An 18,699-nucleotide genomic window follows, 5' to 3' on the forward strand; every position below is an offset into this window, starting at 1 on the left:
GTGTCCCTCCTTAACATTTCTTTAGAAGACTGACATTGAAAGCTTCTGCTTATGAAAAAAGGGTGGAGCAGTAATACACTACGACTCCACCCTTATGATCTAAAGCTTACTTTGTATTTTGCTTAACCAAATCTTCAATCGCTTTCTGAGCTTTATCCAAGGCTTCTTTCGGGCTTTGCTTCCCTAGAATCGCCTCATCAATTTGTGGATTAAGCAGGTTAGCAAAATCAGGTGCTGCTACAGGCACTGGCGCAAGCACCGTATTTTTCAAGTTATCTACTGTAAATTTGTAGATTGGATCCTTGATCAGCTCTGGATCATTAGATGCTTTAATATTGGATACATTATCGAAGTTGAACTGTGCCCAATATTTCTGTGCATCAACATCCGTCATATATTTCAAGAACTCCCAGCTTTCATCCGGATGTTTAGCGCCAAACGGAATTTCAATGGTAAAGCCTCCACCAACGCTCCAGTTTCCGCTGCCTGCTTTGTATTCAGGCACTGCAGCAATACCAAAGTCTTCTTTCTTAGCGGCAAAGTCACGGATTTGCGTCCAGAATGTGCCCGCATCAATTTTCATAGCTAATTTCCCAGCGATAAGCGGATCGTTCGTCTTACTGCCAAAGCTAGCCTTGAATGCATCAACTTCCTTTTTGCCTAAACGGGCATCCCAGCTGTTATACCATTCGAGTGCAGCAATCCGGGCTGGTGAATTGATATAAATACCTTTGTCATCAAGCCATGGTCTTCCGCCATCGGCATTGTTCAGGAAAACATCTTGCCCTCCTGCCAAACGAGGATGGTAGCCTAAGCGCTCAATTTTACCGTTGTTGATTTTATCGATTTTCTTGGAATACTCTTCCAACTCAGCCCATGTTTTTGGCGGTTTCTCTGGATCAAGTCCTGCTTCTTTAAAAACGGCTTTGTTGTAGAATAAAACGCGAGTATCTGTTACAAATGGCAGCGCATACACTTCGTTTTTATACTGCATCGCATTGTATAAGTGCGGGAAGAATCGATCTTTAATGTTATCCTTCGCCAAGTAAGGCGTAAGATTCGTTACTTGCTTCTTGCTGGCACGTTGGGCAACCTGGCTAATATCGTGAATGATGACATCGGGCGGATTACCTGCAGCAATGGCTGCCAGTTCCTTCGTCCAACCATCTCCATAAGGCAAGAACGTATGTTTAACGGTAATGCGGTCCTGAGAAGCATTAAAATCACTAATAATTTTCTCAATAATAGGACGACGTGTTGTAGAACCCCAATGAGTCCAAAAATCCAGTGTAACTTTCCCCTTCGGCTTCTCTACCGCGGCACTTGCAGCTGGACTTGCACCAGTACCAGCACTTGCACTTGGACTTGCCGTTTTATCCGTGCTGCATGCAGTCAACACTAATCCGGTGCTGAGCGCTGTGCTGAGTAGAACCAACATGGATTTATTTGCTCTCTTCATACGGTTTCATTCCCCCTAGTTAAATGGTTAGACAACCAATGCCACATTGTATATCGAAAATCCCACAATATAAAGCGCTTGCAATGTGGCTTTTTGAAGCCTATGTATTTATAATACCAACAAAAGCTGCATTGTCAACAATTTTATAAGCGCTTTCAGTGAATTTGTGTAATTTTTTTGTTAAAACCCACGAGAAACCACATCCATTCCCACTAACTGATATAATCGCTATTTTTTGGGCTTTTGTTACTTATATCAACCAACATTCACTCGCTCAAAGCAATGTTTGATCCAAGGATAGCATTGTTGTAATTTGTACAACATTTCGCAAGTAAATTCGCTTTTCCCCCGCGATTGTTGCAATAAATACAACAATTTCTCATAAAACAGCTCCATAGAATGAGAATACGGCTTTTACAACTCAGCTCAGATAATGCCGAGTAAGGACGAACAAATTCTCTCTTTATTTCCCTCTTCTTCCTCAAAAAACCAGTAACCGAAAGTCAGAAACCGAAACCAGAGACCAGAGACCAGAAACCGAAACCAGAGACCAAAAACCGGATACAAAGTTACTCACTACTCATCTCAATCTCAATCAACTGAATCAACTAATTAAACTAAGCAAACTAAACTAAAAAGGGGTAAGCATCGCTTACCCCCAAACCCTACAAATCAAATACCTAAGAAAAATCTCCCGCATCGGGGAGATTTCATGTTTCGCTTTATAGACTTGCTAGCCCGTCTGGCTATAAATCCTGCCACCGATCATCGTCCATACAACTTGGAATTAGTCATCCAACAAGACTATGTATTTGTGTTGCGAGCATCTTTGCTCTTCCCATCTATAGAAGCTGCTACATCTTCCTTGCTTGACTAATCAGAACTTCAGAAGTTAACCATTTACGAAACACAAGCAGCAGCACAAGTGAAGGTAAAGTTATTATAGCCGCTATCTGCATAACAATCGGGTCTCCAGGCTCGACTCCCATTTTATTTAAACCGGTTGTCATTGTTCTAAAGACCATAATCGGTGAAAAAGTATTCGAATTCGACATATACAAGGACGAAACGAAGTACGAATTGCACAAAGATACAAACTGCAGAACACCAAGTGCGATCAGGATCTTCCAAACCTTTGGAATAAATAAGGTGAAAAAGGTATATAGCTCCCCTCGACCCTGTGCAGCGTTTTGTTCTTTAAGACTTGCATATTTACTGTTAAACATACTTTTTACTACAAATACATTCAAAATCGCAAAAAACCCAAATATCATCTGTGGGTATATCGTATTGATCATACCTAAGCTTTTGATAGTCACGTATTCAGAGATCGTTCCTGAACCGGCTGCTAAGACAAAAAGTAATACTAGTTTGTATATGTTTCTTCCTGGCAAATCTTTGACTGTTAACGGATAAGCTAACGTTGCAGTGATGAATAGATTCACAATTACCGCAGCAAAGTTAATCACAAAATAATCTACATATCGACTAACAGGTAATGCTTGCCATAGATTTAAACCGGAAGCACTTCGGACAGTGAATGGCTGAATACATATATAATAAATCAGCACTATGATCCCAATAGCATACAAAGTTGAAACAACGATACCGATTGTGTGTCTCCGTTTACTATTCAATTGAATAGTCTCAATACCTTTTGATTTATTGAAAAGATCATGAAAAAACAGTCTTCTTACTAACAAATAAGCAGCAAACGTTCCTAGCAACTGGACGACGAATTGAATCATCCCTATCGTACTTGCTACGTTATATTTACCGCTAATTAGTCCCGATCGAAACGAAAATGTATCTATGGTATCTGCAACATCGTAAACTAACGGATTATATAAATTCGAAACAAGCTCGAAGTCCGTGGAAAGAATGGTTGATAGTTGAAACACCGTAAACGCAAGAATCGCCCGGATTGCTGGGATAACATACGTGCTTATATAGCTTTCACTAGCTATGTTTTGAGTAAGCAGCACAGCACGCTTAGATTCAATAGCAGCCAATGCCAACAAAATCGGTATGCCGCAAGTTTTCAGCGCCTCAACAATGACTAGCATCGGTAGAAAAAACTTGGGATCTCCTAGTATAAATAAGTGAAGATTAAGCTTCTCTAGTTGGACAGGTGCCAACATATGAGATATCACATAGGCCACAACAACCGAAGGGATAAAGTATGGCATTAGAATTAATGTTGTAGTAAGATTCCTCAATTTGCTAGACCTTACACCGCTCACAGCTAAGGCAACCACGAAAGCAATCATTCCACAAATCGTCATAACCGCCAATTTGATAATCAGGGTATTCGTAAATGCGTTTTGAAACTCAGCATTCCTGAACAATTGAAAAAAATTATCAAAGCCGACCCATGGACTCCCCCATAATCCTCGAAAAACAACATAATTCTTAAACGACATCACTATGCCTGTGATTAATGGAAAAATCTTAAATAAGGTAATCAAAAGAAGAGCGGGAATGACAATTACATAATGCAGTTTGTACTTCCAGATACGGTGCAGGATTCCTTTTAAAGATCTACGACTTGAAGAACCTATTTCCACGTGTTCCAACGTTACTTCCCCTTTCAAACTTTCATCCATAATGACAGACATGATATGAAGATAGTATCTCAGATGTAGGAGGAAAGTCTAGCATATTATGGAATCTATGGAAGGTGAAAATAGAAACTGTCACACACACACTATTATCATGTCGGGTTGCGCTCTAATGTCATGCGAATAATCCTCGAAAAATCAAGTAAATAGTCGAAATAGGAAATATATGGGTCGAACTACGCAGGACTAAAAGCACTTACTAGAATAGTCAAACTATTATAAATTTTAATATACCAATGGTTAAATTAATAGGTTGGTTTCATACTCTATTATGGGAGGTTTCATTTTGAAAAAAAGCACCTTGAAAATCACTAGATTATTACTAGCAACGAGTTTAACAGCAGGACTTTTCACAACATCATCTGCATTTGCAGCAGAATCCGACTACTCAGAGGCACTTGAAGCACCGCCGGTAGATTTTAATATTTTAGACGATGAGCGTTTGGCAAAAGGGTTAATGGACAGAGGGCTGTTAAGCAAAAATGCTACGCCTGAGCAGATTGCCAAAGCCGTCAAATCATACGTATCAGCTAAAAACAATAAAAGTGTTAAATCAAAAGAAGACTCAAATCATGATGAAATAGACAAAAAGTCAAAAGATTTTATTGCGAAGCAGAAAACCAAGCTGTTATCCCAACTGAACAAAGGCCAAGAGAACTTCAAAAAAGGTAATCCAAATGGCTTACCCGTTCCAGAAGCTAAACAGGATACATACAACGGTCCCGTTCGTGAAGATAAAGTACTCGTACTTTTAACTGAATTTTCTGACTTTAAACATAACAACGTAACACAAGAGCCTGGTTACATGTACGCAAATGATTTCAACCGTGATCATTATCAGAAGCTCATGTTTGGAAATACAGATTTCACCTTATTTGATGGTTCTAAAATCCAAACCTTTAAACAGTACTATGAAGAGCAGTCCGGCGGCAGTTATACCGTAAATGGATATGTATCCAATTGGTTAACCGTTCCTGGTCAAGCTGCCCAGTACGGAGATGATAACCCTGCTGGCGGTCATGATAACTTAAGCCCTAAAGGGCCTCGTGATCTAGTGAAAGATGCTCTAAATGCGGCAGTAGCAACCGGTCTTAATTTAGCGGATTATGACAAGTTTGACTTATACGATTTGGATGGGGATGGCAACCAAAACGAACCCGATGGTTTAGTTGACCACTTGATGATTATTCATGCAGGAACGGGCCAAGAAGCTGGCGGCGGACAATTAGGTGATAATGCCATTTGGTCTCACCGTTGGACTTTAAATGGTGTGTATCCTATAGCAGGCACAACTGCGGGAGTCGACTATTGGGGTGGCCGCATGGCTGCTTATGACTATACCATTCAGCCTGAAGATGGTGCAGTAGGTGTTTTTGCTCACGAATTCGGTCATGACTTAGGACTTCCAGATGAGTACGATACCCAGTATACAGGACAAGGTGAACCTGTTGCTTCTTGGTCGATCATGAGCGGCGGTAGTTGGAACGGTAAAATTGCGGGTACATCACCTAGCTCTTTTTCACCTCAAAATAAAGAGTTTTTCCAGAAAACAATGGGCGGAAATTGGGCAAATGTGAGTGAAATTGATGCCACAGACATTACGAAATTAGGTACAGCTGCCATCATTGATCAAAGTGTAACGAAATCGAAAAACCCAGGTATTGTTAAAGTCAATTTGCCGGATAAAGCAGTTCCTGGTATTCAACCCGCATTCGGTGCACGTTATTATTACAGTACAAAAGGCGATAACCTTCATACCACACTTTCAACTCCTGAGTTTGATTTAACCCAAGCACAAACCGCTACCTTTGATTTTAAAACCTTATATGATGTCGAGTTTGAGTATGACTACTTAACGGTTACAGCATCAACTTATAATGAACAAGTTACCCTTGATATCATTGGTGACAATGATACGAATGGCGACGCACGGGCAGAATCTACAAACGGAGCTTGGGTAGACAAGTCCTACGATTTAAGCCAATTCGCCGGCAAAAAAGTTACCCTCCACTTTGACTACGTCACGGATGGTGGACTAGCATTGGATGGTTTTGCAATGGATAATGCGAAATTAACCGTAAATGGTCAAGTCGTATTCTCAGACGATGCCGAAGGCGCTTCTAAATTTAACTTGGATGGCTTTGTTGTATCGAATGGTATGGAACTTAAGAAGCACTATTACTATCTGGAATGGAGAAACTACGCTGGAGCCGATAAAGCTCTTGCCTACAGCCGTGGTGTCAAATATAATACTGGACTTGTCGTTTGGTATGCAGATGACAGTTATCTAGACAACTGGGTCGGTATCCATCCAGGTCAAGGATTCCTTGGCGTAGTTGATTCTCACTCTGACGCTTTAGTATTCAAAAAAGATGGACAGGATTCCGTCGCGCAAACAACACGTTATCAAGTTGCGGATGCTGCCTTCTCCTTGGACAAGACGCCTTCATGGTACATTAACAACCCAACAAGAGGCGAGTACAATTATAAATCCTTGCAAGGTGTAGAAGAATTCTCAGATTCCAAGAGCTATATGAACACATTAATTCCAGACGCTGGGCGCCTTGTGCCAAATTATGGATTAAAGTTCCGAGTTGTCGGTGAAGCGAAAGATAATTCTGCTGGATTAGTTTGGATTCATAAATAAGGATAATTAATAAACGGAGCCCGCAATTATGCGTGGCTCCGTTTTTCTATACAATTTCAACCTACTATTTGGTATTCCCTTCACTTTCGTTCGATAATAGGGACACGGCCTGTTGGATCGTTTCAGCAACGATTTGCTCCGCTTTTTGTCCTGAAGAAAGCATTCTTGTACCTTGTCCTGCCCACAAGGACATATAGTCGGCATTGCTTTGACTAGCGGCAGCATTCCTAATGTCCCGTGTAGCGGTATTTTGCGTAGGAAAAGGAAGTGGCTCTACACCGCTCTCATCCCATTGTTTGATGAACTCATTGAGTACCCCTCTAGCCGGTCGACCTGAGAACACCTTGGTAATGACTGTACTCTCTTCGGTGCTATTCAATAGTGCATCCTGGTAGGAGACGTGAGCGCCGGACTCAATCGCAGTCAAAAAGCGCGTCCCCATCTGTACACCTTGCGCTCCAAGAACGAGGGCGGCGACAAGCCCACGACCATCCATTATGCCACCAGCGGCAACGACTGGTATCTGAACACAATCAACAATTTGCGGTACCAGCGCAAACGTGCCAATGTTTGCACCCATAGGATGATTAGAAATGTCGAATGTTCCCCGATGCCCGCCCGCTTCGCTTCCTTGTGCAACTATGGCATCACAACCGGACTGCTCAGCCAAGATAGCTTCATTAACCGTAGTCACCATAGTGACTATGCGCATGCCAGCCGATTTAGCTTGTCGCATTAGGGGTTCAGGAAGAACACCAAAAGCCGTACTAATGACAGGCACTTTTTCTTCTAACACTACTGCAAACTGTTCCTCAAAATGGTCAGGAGTTACCACGAGCTCCTCCGTTGATTGCGTTATGCCAAGAACGTCTCTTACCTGGTTTAGCTCTCGCTGAACTTCCTTCGTTCTTTCATTCTTGTCAGTCATTTGAATTGAAAATAAATTTACCCCAAATGGCGCATCCGTTAGCTGACGGATCTCTCGAATTGCCTTGCGGATTGCACTAGGCGAAATATAGGCAGCCCCCAGCGTCCCAAGTCCGCCTGCGTTAGAGACAGCTGCCACCAACTCAACAGTTCCAGGGCCTCCCGCCATTCCCGCGAGGAAGATCGGATAACGAATATTAAAAAGTTGACAAAGGTCTGTTTCAAGTTGAATTCTCATCGTATTCTCCCATCGAGATCTGAACTTAGAGGCGTTGAAAGGTTGCGGCCATTCTATTTTCGGATGGAAATTGAACAGCAGCCCCTCTCTATATATAATAGCATTTCAATTACGAACACTCACCCCGCATCTTTTGCTTCAATTGCACCAAATCTGTAACATTTCGTGTGGTTATAGATGCAACGCCTAAATCTGCATACTGTCGCATTAACTCTTCTTCATTCACAGTCCATACATAGACCGGCAGCCCTAAGGATGTTATATAATCCATTAACTCTTGGCTCACGATGCTGTAATGGATGTTGATGCCAAAACAGGAGGCTCCAAGTGCATCCTCGCAGGTTTTTACCATTGCATCTCTATACGGAAGTGTTCTAAACAGGTTGTGGTCGGTATTCAGCAGTTTGCGCATTTCTGGATTCAATTGCTCTGCTAGCATCGCACGATCCATCTCACATCCTGAAAGAAAAACTTGCTCCAACATACCATATTTCTTCACTAAAGCAGCGACAGGTTCGATACTCTCATGCACTTTCAAATCCAAATTCACGACTTTACCCGAAGCTTGGATAAGCGGCAGCATGTCTTCCAATCTGCAGATTTGAATCGTTTCACGTTGTTCCCCATGAGTGACCTCGTACTGAAGCTCTCTTAATTCTTCAAAGGTCATTTGCGAAATGGACAATTTCAAGCCATCCACGGTAACCCACTCATCATCATGAGCCAAAATCGGGATACCGTCCTTCGTCACTCTAACGTCTTCCTCGACCACGTCTGCACCGAGTCTTAGCCCCGTTTGAACGGAATCGAGCGTATGATCAATCGTGTTCATGCTGCCGCAGTGAGCAGTTATGAGCGGAAATCGATAACCCATGCTACAAACACTCCCTTTCATCGATCCACATATATAGCATTCGTAAAGGCGATTAATGTACGAACTCCACGGACGATACCTTTTAGCTCAGCCCGAATCCATAGAAGTTCATCGCCAAGAATTTCGATCTCGTAATTCGGCTGATCCATAGTAACGAATTGCTCGCTTAAAACACCGGTATTCCCTATCAAGTTTAGCGTATAATGGGGTTCCTGAAAATCCCAAATCTCTTTACGCACATGAAAATCTATGCTTACATCGACCTTATAACTGTGGCTGCGATCCTGCCGAGGAACGACGTCCCCGACACCGTAGCACGCAGTATCGGTCCGTATTTCTAGCATTAACAAAGGTCCTATAGTTACCGATACTCTACCAGCAGCGAGTGCACGCACAGCTCGGTTCGTCACCGTCTCTTCCCCGTCATCGATGTCGAGATACGTCACAGATACCGGTTCATCCGTTTGGTCTTGAGCGTGCCAATCTCGCCCTGACGTGGCCGCAATCCGGCAGCCTTCGTTCAGCTTGTCGCTCCACAATCGGTAGGCGCGGTCATTGTCCGTTTTAATCGAAGGGAACGTACCTGACCAAACCTCGATATAATCAATATCATTCCAATCCTCGATGTTGAATTCCCAGAAGCAGCCCGTACAAATTGGACTTCCTATGCGATAAGGATGTGCCATTCCGACAATCCCTCCGCTCCTATGAACATTGGCAATCCCTTTATGGATATCATCTGGGCCCGCCGGACGCCAGTCAACAAAATCGGTCAGCCCTATCGTAACCATATGTCCATAAAAGGTCGTCCATTCCATCCCCGAAATGATCGAAATTCCGGTTAATTGCTCCACGGCATCTTTATCATGTAAACCCGTCATGGTATTGTGGTCGGTCAACGCAACACAATCGAAACCAAGTGCTTTTGCACCATTAGCCAGCTCAATTAGCGTTTGTCTTCCGTCGCTGTGAAAGGTATGACTGTGTAATTCGCAAGCAATCCAAGGCATGCCGCTATTCCTCCTCTTGATGAATTTGCAATGTGTAACGGCAGCTTTCTGTAACAATCGCATGCAAACTTAACGTAACGTGCCACATGCCTTCTAGCATTTTACCACTGACAAAGCCTGGGGAGGCTTCCAGCTCACTGATAACTAACAGCTGCTCAGGATCATGCCGATGCCCCGCACCGCGGTGCCGTTCAGGGTCGTCAACGGACACGGTTATCAAGTTTTTCAGCGGCAAGAAGGATTCCCATTTCGTTTGAATCCGCGTACGCTGATTAGGTTCCGTGTACTTGTTTATACTCTCGAAAATCATCGTTTTCGATTGTTCCTGATCTTCTAGATTTTTGGGTTCATAAGCAAAATGGATCTTTAACTTGCCACCCTGCTTTCCTAAGTGAAACCGATACGAAATATGCGTTTTGGAGGAATTGGGATGTACAATTCCTTGTACATCCAGAATAAGTTGATTCATCGTGACCTCGCGCTCTCTTCTGTGATCATACTGCGGATATAAAAGTATCCCATTACTGAACATAGCAGGAACGTAAAGAAAGCGATAGCCGCAGCTAGTTGTTTTTCTTGGAAAACGCCGAAAACTTGTTCCATGGATACCCCTAGCATTTGTGGAGCGTTGGGTCCAATCAGAAATGGAGCCGTAAACGAACCGATCACGCCCATGAATACAAAAGTAACAGCAACGAGCAAAGTCTTATAGGTAAGCGGCAAAATGAAACGGACGAAGATTTGCAATCTGCGTGCCCCTACATCCTTCGCGCTTTCAATGACTGAATTGGGGACTGCGGATAAGGCTGACCCAAGCAGCATCGTCGTGAACGGAATGTTAAACCACAAATTAGCGATAATAATCCCCTTCATGTCGAAAATAATACGCGGCATTTCCCCTCCGTTGACCAGAAGTAACATGCGGGAGACCCATCCGTGGTTGCCAAGCAATTGAATTAAACCGTACGTAGCGATGACAGATGGAATGAAGATTGGAATCATGTACATGTTGCGAATCCATTTCACCATCGTCCCGTTATTGAACCTCATATAAGCGGCCAGGGCGTAGCTGATAATTAGCACAAGAATGACCGAAATAATCGTCACTTCCAGTGTAAAAATGATGTTGGAGCGCATCAACTTATCGGTAAATAAATACGTATAATTGGACAGATCATAACCGCCAGATTTATTGGTCAAGCTTTCTTTAAAGGAAATGATGATCGGAATGACGACAGTGACAAAGAGCAATAAAAAAGAGGGGATGACCAGAAGCAATCCTAGTATCCCCATTTTCATTTGTTTACTCATTGTGCAGCAACTTCACTTTGCCAGCGTTTGGTCATATCTTTGTCCAGTTCGCCGATATTGAAGGAGCGGAATCCTTCGGATGCACCTTTGAATGAGTCTTGAATTTCTTTGGACATATTTGAAAGCTTGATCCCTGGGAAACCATGCATTTTGTCTACAACCACGGCTTGTGCCTCAGAAGAAAGAACGAAGTTCAGGAATTTGTAGACCGCATCCTTCTTTTCCGATAGCTTAGGTACCATTAAGTAGGTTGGTCCGCCGTTAAATCCTGGCTTGATTTGCGCCATTTTCGTTGTTTTTGGAAGCTGTCCTTTTGCCAATTGCTCAAGAACCATATCTGACCATGCAGGTATCATATCAACTTCACCGCTCGTCAGTAAATCTAAAGTCCCTTGGTTTTTCTTTGGATAAATACCTTTGCCGTAAACGGATTTGCCTAGTTCCTTAAGCAGCGCAAAGCCTTGATCCCACCCTTTTTCAACACTTGGATCGGAATTATGGATGGCTTCTTCTGGCAGGAATTTATACAGAGTTGTCGCTACAAAAGAATTACCGGAACCCCCTGTAGATGGATCATTGTAAGCAAATTTGGCTGGATTTTTCTTGATCCAATCATACAGCTCATCCAAATTAGTTGGAGGCGTCTTTACTTTATCACTGTTATATGCCAATACGACCGCAGATGAACGATAAGGAATAGCGAGATTGGAGATATCTTTTAACGTTTTCTCATCGACATTTGCCAAGTTTTTAATTTTGTCACCTGGTAGAGTGTCCCACAGGCCATCTTTTTGCCCCCGAGTTACGTAAGACAAGCCATCCTCATATAAATCGATATCGCCTGAGCCTTTGTTAGCTTGCTTTGCAGCCGTAATGCGGTCATAGGTTGGTTGTGCACCTGTTCCCGATGGAATGTAGACCGGTTTCACTTTAACATCCGTATTTTGTTTCTCGAACATAGGAATCAGCGTATCCCACAGCTCCTTAACATTTTGTGAACCGGTAAAATAGAAGTTAAACTCGACAGGCTGTTTACTGCTAGCTGTTTCTTTGGCCGGACTGTTGCTTTGAGCTGCGGAACCTGCATTTGTTGCAGAGCTGCCGCACCCGGATACAAAAGCGGCGGTAGCCGTCATTAACGTCACTAACATAACAGCGGATTTCTTGCGAAACATAGATAATTCCTCCTTGGGTATGGGTCTAATTTTCCGGATAGGCTAAAACTTTAGCAAAGCTTGCTTTCACTTGTTGCCCTGTATGAAGATCCTTGACGAAATCCCGTGGTTGAAACGCCCGGATAGTGCCATACTCTGGCAAATCGATGGACACTTCGGCATAATGCCCAAGTACCATAACCTGTTTGATCACGCCGGGAAGGCCTTGCCCCTCTTCACCTTCTATCATCACGTCTTCAGGTCGAACGGCCAGATTTACTTGCCCAGACAGATTTTTTGTGTTTGGAAAACTTAGATGCCCTACGGCCAAACCGCTGGCTGTGATCACCCCTTTCAAAAAGTTCATTTTGCCGATAAATTGGGAAACAAACAGCGTATTCGGTTCATCGTAAATTTCTTGCGGAGTAGCGATTTGCTCAATATTGCCTTGGTTCATAACGACAATGCGATCTGAAATCGATAACGCTTCTTCTTGATCATGAGTGACAAATACCATCGTTAGGCCTGTCTTGGATTGAATTTCTCGCAGCTCTTCTCTCATCTCGTGCCGAAGCTTCGCATCAAGTGCGGAAAAGGGTTCATCCAGCAAAAGAACAGCAGGCTTAAGGAGCAAGGATCTCGCAACTGCTATGCGCTGCTGCTGACCGCCGGAGAGTTCACCCGGATATTTGAGCTCTGCTCCAGGTAAGCGGACCAGCTGAAGCACTTCGTTCACAGCCTTATCGATGTCTGCCTTTTTCATCTTGCGTATTTTGAGACCGAATGCCAGATTGTCAAACACCGTCATATGCGGCCATAGATTATAACCTTGAAACACCATGGAAGTCGGACGTTTTTCCGGAGGTGCTTTTAGCACGCTTTTACCCTCAATGAGAATGTCGCCTGAATCTGGGTCGAGAAACCCGCCGATGCTGCGAAGCACTGTTGTTTTACCGCAGCCTGAAGGGCCCAGCAGTGTGATTAACTCGCCTTTGCGAACATCGAGGGAGATTCCTGTTACGCCTTCTCCTGTTTTATAGCGTTTCGTCAATTGTTGTACGGAAAGCTGAATGTCCATATGTGCCCCCTAAAAGTTTTGTTGAGCATTGCTTCTAAGCGATTACTTCGAAACAAAACTCGCATCGGAAGCATACGCTTTGCAAATTGGTCTATCGTCATTTGAGTTGAAAACCGCTGGACATAATATCTGCACTCACAAAGCGCTGTGCTGCCAGCAGTAGGATGATCGTCGGCGCTGTCAGAATTATAGAAAACACAGCGCCAGCGTAAGCAGGATAATCACTGATGATAGAGTACATGACGATCGGCATCGTTTTATAATTGGGGATGCCCACCAGGAAAGTGCCCTGAGCCTCATCAAGCGAGTTAAGGAACGTAAAGATCGAAGCCACGATAATACCCGGCATCGCCATCGGCAGCGTAATACTGCGGAATACGCGGAACGGGCTCGCCCCCACATCCCTGGCTGACTCCTCCTGAGCTGTATGCACATTGCGGAAAGCAGCCGTGGGAATCCAAGTCATGAACATGAGTACATTGATCATATGGATCAAGACAACGCCTATTAAAGTGTTCATCAGTCCTAGTTTGTAAAAGAGCACAGCGATCGAAACATAAAGTCCCATTTTCGGAAAAGCATGTGTCAGCAGAAACGAGAACAAGAAAAATCGGCTAAGCGGAAAACGTATGCGAGCAAACGCATAGGCTGCCGGGATACAAAGCACAATGGATAGAGCGGTCACGATGGATGCGATCATAAACGACAAACCGATCGACTTCGCGATATCCTCCTGCTGTAACACAAATGTCCACCATTTCAGTGACCACTCATGCGGCAAGATATCTGGGTAGGTCCATTTGCCAGTAAAAGCAAGTATGGCTAGGTTGAGCAGCGGGCCCAAGAAAAAGATGACGAACACAACAAGTATGATAAATTCCACGATTTTACGTGGACCTATCGCTTTTAGATACCAGCGCATGCGGACTAACCACTCCTCTCCTATGAAAACTATTTGGTCGATTGCCGGACAATTAATTTGGGTACAAGCTGCTTGGGATTCTCAATGTTCACTTCCTGACGGATGAGCTTGTCTAACAAGCTAAATGCCTGAATCCCCATCTCCTCTGTATTGACCCTGACGGTTGTTAAAGAGGGTGAGAACATTGCGGCAAAATCGATATCATCAAAGCCTACAACCGCTACCTGTTCAGGAATGCGTATCGATTGCTCCAACATAAACTTCATGGCACCCAGCGCTATCATATCGTTGGTGGCAAAAAGCGAAGTAAACCCGCCTGCACGAAACTGCTCCCAATGGCTGCGCATTAACTCATACCCTTCCCCGAAGGTGGAGGTCGATGCCTGTAAGATCGATGATGCTGGGATCGGAACACCAATTCCTGCCATGTACTTCTTAAAACCTGTCAGCCTCAAATTATGGCTGCGATGCGTCTGCGGTCCAGCAATCACGAAAATCTGACGATGCCCTAAATCCGTTAGATACTCAGCGACCTTCCGTCCGCCTTCCTCGTCTTGATTGACAATATGCATGACCCCGTCGACATCCGTGGAGCCATTGACCATCACGTACGGAACTCCGAAGTTAGCGATGTAATCAATGACGTTTTGTTGCAAACGGCTGATCAGGATCAATCCGTCCACCCTTTTCTCCATCATAAAATCAGCAGAACGCAGCGACATATCATGATCTGTCGTAACGAAAACGGAATAATTCAAGCTTGCGGCTGTCATCAAAATAGCATCAAGAATTTTGCCGTAAAAAGGATGAGACGCAATGGGATGATGCTGGCGATAAATGAGTACGCCAATGTTGTGCGTTCTCTGTGAAACCATAGCCCTTGCCACTGCATTGGGCTTGTATTGTAATTCTTCAATCAGCTGGAGCACCTTATCGCGCACCTCCAAGCTGGTATAGCCCTTGCCAGAAATCACCCGCGACACAGTAGATTTGGATACACCGGCACGCAGGGCAATTTCCTTAATCGTAAGCTCCATCCTGCAACCCCATTTCTTCGTGTGAGACCGTTCCCACATATCAAAAATAACGTATTTTTGTTTTTCCTGTGTCAACCACAAGATAATAAATTGTAAATCTTCAAACCAATCAAATACCTTGATTACTTTCTTATGCTTCTTTTCATAAAAAAAGACCGCCCATAAGCGAGCTAAACATGCTCCCTGGGCGATCCTCATTTGAAACTAACTTGTTTTTTTGATAATTACCGATGCATTTATATTTAGTAGATATGTACGAAAACAATATATCCCAATTGACGTGTATTTGGAAAATGCCGGCAATCTTAAAAACAATAAGAATTGTCGGCATATCGTCAATAAAGAAAATTAGTTTACAATAAATTCGATCACAATTGGAGTCGCAGGATCGAGTACATCTCCGCCTGGAATGGTAATCGCCGTAGTGGTAGCTGTTGAAGTGTCAGCTGTTTGAATCTGAGCATTAATATAAAGATTATAATACGCAGGTGCGGTTGGAAAAGCTGTAGCAGCAGCTCCGGCGTCATTGGTGGTAGCTGTAGCAAGAATATTATATGCAGCGCCTACACCTGTTCCGTCCGCAATTGTAGCACTAAATCTTCGGGAAGCCATAAAGGGTTTTGTAATTGGCATTTATATCACCTCACTTCTCTCAACTAGATTATGCTAGTGATAGTAAAAGGGAAGGGCTGATCAAATGCGTACAAGGGAACATTTCAAGAAATGATTTGAATCGATAATCGAACGATCTCAAGTATGATTGGGGTCCCTGCAAAAATGGTGTCATTGCCATTTATAATGGCCAAGGCATTTATACTCACACTATAAGAGGCACCAACTTGCATGATTCCGTTAATGTAGAGATTAGCATAACTATTTTGATCGAGATTTGAAAATTCGGCTATTGATTCAAAGTCATCGTTTGTGAATTGATTTGCAGGAATAACTGCTGGCAGAGTAACATCTGTGTTCGCAATAAATAAATATCTGTTAGCAGTTAGCAAAGTGCTGAAATTAGGGATAATGATTGGTCCCGTGGGACCTGGAGCTCCCTGTATGCCTCTAGGCCCTTGTGGCCCTTGTGGCCCTTGTGGTCCTTGTATGCCTTGTGTGCCTTGTGGTCCTTGCGGAACAGTTATATTAATTTCTGGTTTTGGACAAGCTGCACGTTTCCGTTTTTTCCTTCTAAGAGGGCTAACTATCATTTTTTTCTTTTTACAGTCTTTTTTTCGACCGGTATTAGATTCCCTCATTTTTTTTTCAGATGTTACACATATGTTCTTTTTTTTGATGATACATTTCTTTTTACGTATATGTTTTCTTGTAGCAGGAGTCATTCGATTTTTTTTATGGGTATTGTTACACCACAAACTAGACACCTCCATTTAAACCAATTGTATATATTATGATATTGATCTATTGGAGGTATGGACATTGAACTAATAACGAATAGACAATAATCTATTTCTATAAAAAAGGTGTTGGACTTCTCGCTTTTCAGCTCTTATTATAAGTAACTAATTTATTGTTTGATATTTACTGAAAATAAGTTATAATACAACTGTAATTATTTTAAGTATAGAAGGGAAGTTTTAATTATGGCAACAGTACTTTATATCACTGCACACCCGCATGACCACCAAACATCATTCAGCCTAGCGGTAGGTAAAGAATTCATCGAGGCTTACCGTGAAGCGAATCCATCAGATGAGGTTATTTCTGTGGATCTGTTCAAACAAGATATTCCTCAAATTGATGCTGATGTATTCAGCGGTTGGGGAAAACTTCAATCAGGAACAGCTTTTGACCAGCTGTCTGATGCAGAAAAAGCAAAAGTAGCACGTTTAGGCGCAATCGTTGACCAATTCGTGGCTGCAGACAAGTATGTTTTTGTTTCTCCAATGTGGAACTTCTCATTCCCTCCAGTATTGAAAGCTTACATTGATGCAATTTCCGTTGCAGGTAAAACTTTCAAATATACGGAAAGTGGTCCAGTTGGTTTGTTAACAAACAAAAAAGGCCTGCATATTCAAGCGAGTGGCGGCATTTATTCCGAAGGCCCTGCTGCAGCATTTGAAAGTGGCTTCAGCTACCTGAAAAAAATTGCACAATTCTACGGTATCCCGTCCTTCGAAGGCATTTTTGTTGAAGGCATGGCTGTAACGCCGGATAAAGCTCAATCCATTAAAGAAAAAGCTATTGCTCAAGCAAAAGAAGTTGCAGCTAGTTTCTAAGAAAATAGTAAGAACCCGCTAAATCTAGCGGGTTCTTTTTGCATTCAATGATTGAAATTGATGTAATCAGTCCATTTTTCAAATAGAAACATTCCCTTTACTGCGGCTCATTAACCATAGGGTTAACCAAATAAATACAAAGCCTACTAGTTGTCCTACGGTCAGCTTTTGTCCAAATACAACCCAGTTTATGCATACACCTACAGCTGGGAAAGCTAGCTCGGCAAGCGTTGCAAAGAATGCCTTTGTCGATGACAGCCCCTTATAATAGAGGAGCATGCTGATCAACCCTGGGAAAAAGGCCTGGAACAACAGGTTGACTGCGATAAGTGTTAGATCACCACTAGAACCGCCTACATGCCAAGCATCGCCACTTACCAAAAGAACTACCGTTAGCAGCGGAATCGCCATTAGGAAGCGCAGTGATGTGACAACAGGGAAATCCAAGTTTTTTTGAAGCAGGAACTTACCCATGACGGTTGATCCACCCCATAAGACAGCCGCCAGAATTGAAAATAAACAGCTTAACGTACCTAAATCCTTCAAGCCCATCTTCGGGGAATCAAAACCAAACGTCAGCAAGTACGTGCCTAGCAGCGCCATTACGATATAGGCAGAAAATTTCGAAGGCAGTGTCTCTTTAAGCAGTAAACGAGCCAATACGATGGCGAACAAGGGCTGCAACTTCTGCAAAAGCAGGACGGAGTTTGCACTTCCGTGAGCGAAAGCTGAAGTGAAGAGTATGGTGGCTATCGCCGATCCACCCCAAGAAATAAATAGAAGAGCACCAATAACGCTTAGTGTTAGTTTGCCGGCTAAGGACTTGCGGTACTTTATCAGCACAGGAAGCGCATAGCAGGCCAGCAGCAGATGCTCAATGAACACAATTTGTGCAGAGGTAAAACTCTTCAACAATAAGATTCGAAAGAGAGGGTCCAACCCCCAAAGTGTAGCTCCGAGTGCTACATACCAGATCCCATTGATGCCCCTGCTACTTGATGAATACAAACTTGCGCGCTTACTACCTAGCTTAAATACATTTTCCAATTCAAAAACCTCCCAATAGGAGAGACTTTGAGAGATTAGCTCAAAGGTCCCTAGATGATGTTTTGAATTGAACCTTCTGAAAGAGACAATGCCCCTGTTTACAAGCAACAGCGGCATTGACAAACAGACCTATTAAAAAT

At 43.2% G+C, this 18,699-nt stretch carries 16 protein-coding genes; 2 read left to right on the plus strand and 14 right to left on the minus strand.

Going from position 1 to position 18,699, the window contains the following annotated elements:
* Positions 1 to 106 precede the first annotated feature (106 nt).
* Both QFZ81_RS22635 and QFZ81_RS22640 read right to left on the minus strand, forming a co-directional pair.
* Positions 107 to 1,459: an ABC transporter substrate-binding protein gene (locus QFZ81_RS22635; RefSeq protein ID WP_307604827.1), complete on the minus strand. Its 1,353-nt coding sequence runs from the start codon at positions 1,457 to 1,459 to the stop codon at positions 107 to 109.
* Between the two features lie 854 nt (positions 1,460 to 2,313).
* Positions 2,314 to 4,035 carry a hypothetical protein gene (locus tag QFZ81_RS22640; protein ID WP_307604829.1) on the minus strand — a complete coding sequence of 574 codons (1,722 nt, stop codon included), beginning with the start codon at positions 4,033 to 4,035 and terminating at the stop codon, positions 2,314 to 2,316.
* Positions 4,036 to 4,366: 331 nt separating this feature from the next.
* Between QFZ81_RS22640 and QFZ81_RS22645 the strand changes: the two genes are divergently transcribed.
* Positions 4,367 to 6,727: an immune inhibitor A domain-containing protein gene (locus QFZ81_RS22645; RefSeq protein ID WP_307604831.1), complete on the plus strand. Its 2,361-nt coding sequence runs from the start codon at positions 4,367 to 4,369 to the stop codon at positions 6,725 to 6,727.
* A gap of 64 nt (positions 6,728 to 6,791) precedes the next feature.
* On the opposite strand, the gene QFZ81_RS22650 is transcribed toward QFZ81_RS22645, so the two are convergent.
* From QFZ81_RS22650 to QFZ81_RS22700, 11 genes are all read right to left on the minus strand, one after another.
* Entirely contained in the window at positions 6,792 to 7,892 is a 1,101-nt protein-coding gene (locus QFZ81_RS22650; protein ID WP_307604833.1) for an NAD(P)H-dependent flavin oxidoreductase, read from the minus strand.
* Between the two features lie 109 nt (positions 7,893 to 8,001).
* Positions 8,002 to 8,766, minus strand: a complete 765-nt coding sequence (locus tag QFZ81_RS22655) for a glycerophosphodiester phosphodiesterase (protein WP_307604835.1) — start codon at positions 8,764 to 8,766, stop codon at positions 8,002 to 8,004.
* A gap of 17 nt (positions 8,767 to 8,783) precedes the next feature.
* Complete coding sequence (locus QFZ81_RS22660; RefSeq protein ID WP_307441246.1) at positions 8,784 to 9,776, minus strand: CehA/McbA family metallohydrolase; 993 nt, start codon at positions 9,774 to 9,776, stop codon at positions 8,784 to 8,786.
* 4 nt (positions 9,777 to 9,780) lie between these two features.
* Positions 9,781 to 10,245 carry a hypothetical protein gene (locus tag QFZ81_RS22665; RefSeq protein WP_307441244.1) on the minus strand — a complete coding sequence of 155 codons (465 nt, stop codon included), beginning with the start codon at positions 10,243 to 10,245 and terminating at the stop codon, positions 9,781 to 9,783.
* On the minus strand, positions 10,242 to 11,087 hold the full coding sequence (locus tag QFZ81_RS22670) for an ABC transporter permease (protein WP_307441243.1): 846 nt from the start codon (positions 11,085 to 11,087) through the stop codon (positions 10,242 to 10,244). The genes QFZ81_RS22665 and QFZ81_RS22670 overlap by 4 nt, the downstream gene beginning before the upstream one ends.
* Positions 11,084 to 12,262 (minus strand): extracellular solute-binding protein, encoded by a 1,179-nt coding sequence (locus QFZ81_RS22675; RefSeq protein ID WP_307604837.1) that lies wholly within the window; start codon positions 12,260 to 12,262, stop codon positions 11,084 to 11,086. The genes QFZ81_RS22670 and QFZ81_RS22675 overlap by 4 nt, the downstream gene beginning before the upstream one ends.
* A 25-nt stretch (positions 12,263 to 12,287) precedes the next feature.
* Positions 12,288 to 13,319 (minus strand): ABC transporter ATP-binding protein, encoded by a 1,032-nt coding sequence (locus tag QFZ81_RS22680; protein ID WP_307441240.1) that lies wholly within the window; start codon positions 13,317 to 13,319, stop codon positions 12,288 to 12,290.
* Positions 13,320 to 13,416: 97 nt separating this feature from the next.
* Positions 13,417 to 14,241 carry an ABC transporter permease gene (locus QFZ81_RS22685; protein ID WP_029199106.1) on the minus strand — a complete coding sequence of 275 codons (825 nt, stop codon included), beginning with the start codon at positions 14,239 to 14,241 and terminating at the stop codon, positions 13,417 to 13,419.
* 29 nt (positions 14,242 to 14,270) lie between these two features.
* Positions 14,271 to 15,278, minus strand: coding sequence for a LacI family DNA-binding transcriptional regulator (locus QFZ81_RS22690; protein WP_307441237.1), 1,008 nt, complete (start codon positions 15,276 to 15,278; stop codon positions 14,271 to 14,273).
* 348 nt (positions 15,279 to 15,626) lie between these two features.
* On the minus strand, positions 15,627 to 15,911 hold the full coding sequence (locus QFZ81_RS22695; RefSeq protein WP_307441235.1) for a DUF4183 domain-containing protein: 285 nt from the start codon (positions 15,909 to 15,911) through the stop codon (positions 15,627 to 15,629).
* An 83-nt stretch (positions 15,912 to 15,994) separates the two neighbouring features.
* Positions 15,995 to 16,648, minus strand: coding sequence for a DUF4183 domain-containing protein (locus QFZ81_RS22700; RefSeq protein ID WP_307604839.1), 654 nt, complete (start codon positions 16,646 to 16,648; stop codon positions 15,995 to 15,997).
* Positions 16,649 to 16,876: 228 nt separating this feature from the next.
* Between QFZ81_RS22700 and QFZ81_RS22705 the strand changes: the two genes are divergently transcribed.
* Entirely contained in the window at positions 16,877 to 17,512 is a 636-nt protein-coding gene (locus tag QFZ81_RS22705; RefSeq protein ID WP_307441232.1) for an FMN-dependent NADH-azoreductase, read from the plus strand.
* A gap of 78 nt (positions 17,513 to 17,590) precedes the next feature.
* On the opposite strand, the gene QFZ81_RS22710 is transcribed toward QFZ81_RS22705, so the two are convergent.
* Positions 17,591 to 18,559, minus strand: a complete 969-nt coding sequence (locus QFZ81_RS22710) for a DMT family transporter (RefSeq protein WP_373463699.1) — start codon at positions 18,557 to 18,559, stop codon at positions 17,591 to 17,593.
* Between the last annotated feature and the right edge of the window lie 140 nt (positions 18,560 to 18,699).

The sequence above is a fragment of the Paenibacillus sp. V4I9 genome, from assembly GCF_030817295.1.
Lineage (GTDB): Bacteria > Bacillota > Bacilli > Paenibacillales > NBRC-103111 > Paenibacillus_E.

Excerpts from the sequence above, each read along its gene's own strand:
- QFZ81_RS22690 (WP_307441237.1), bottom strand. The coding sequence starts at position 15,278 with ATGGAGCTTACGATTAAGGAAATTGCCCTGCGTGCCGGTGTATCCAAA.
- QFZ81_RS22660 (WP_307441246.1), bottom strand. The coding sequence starts at position 9,776 with ATGCCTTGGATTGCTTGCGAATTACACAGTCATACCTTTCACAGCGAC.
- QFZ81_RS22680 (WP_307441240.1), bottom strand. The coding sequence starts at position 13,319 with ATGGACATTCAGCTTTCCGTACAACAATTGACGAAACGCTATAAAACA.
- QFZ81_RS22665 (WP_307441244.1), bottom strand. The coding sequence starts at position 10,245 with ATGAATCAACTTATTCTGGATGTACAAGGAATTGTACATCCCAATTCC.
- QFZ81_RS22655 (WP_307604835.1), bottom strand. The coding sequence starts at position 8,766 with ATGGGTTATCGATTTCCGCTCATAACTGCTCACTGCGGCAGCATGAAC.
- QFZ81_RS22650 (WP_307604833.1), bottom strand. The coding sequence starts at position 7,892 with ATGAGAATTCAACTTGAAACAGACCTTTGTCAACTTTTTAATATTCGT.
- QFZ81_RS22685 (WP_029199106.1), bottom strand. The coding sequence starts at position 14,241 with ATGCGCTGGTATCTAAAAGCGATAGGTCCACGTAAAATCGTGGAATTT.
- QFZ81_RS22635 (WP_307604827.1), bottom strand. The coding sequence starts at position 1,459 with ATGAAGAGAGCAAATAAATCCATGTTGGTTCTACTCAGCACAGCGCTC.
- QFZ81_RS22670 (WP_307441243.1), bottom strand. The coding sequence starts at position 11,087 with ATGAGTAAACAAATGAAAATGGGGATACTAGGATTGCTTCTGGTCATC.
- QFZ81_RS22695 (WP_307441235.1), bottom strand. The coding sequence starts at position 15,911 with ATGCCAATTACAAAACCCTTTATGGCTTCCCGAAGATTTAGTGCTACA.
- QFZ81_RS22705 (WP_307441232.1), top strand. The coding sequence starts at position 16,877 with ATGGCAACAGTACTTTATATCACTGCACACCCGCATGACCACCAAACA.
- QFZ81_RS22675 (WP_307604837.1), bottom strand. The coding sequence starts at position 12,262 with ATGTTTCGCAAGAAATCCGCTGTTATGTTAGTGACGTTAATGACGGCT.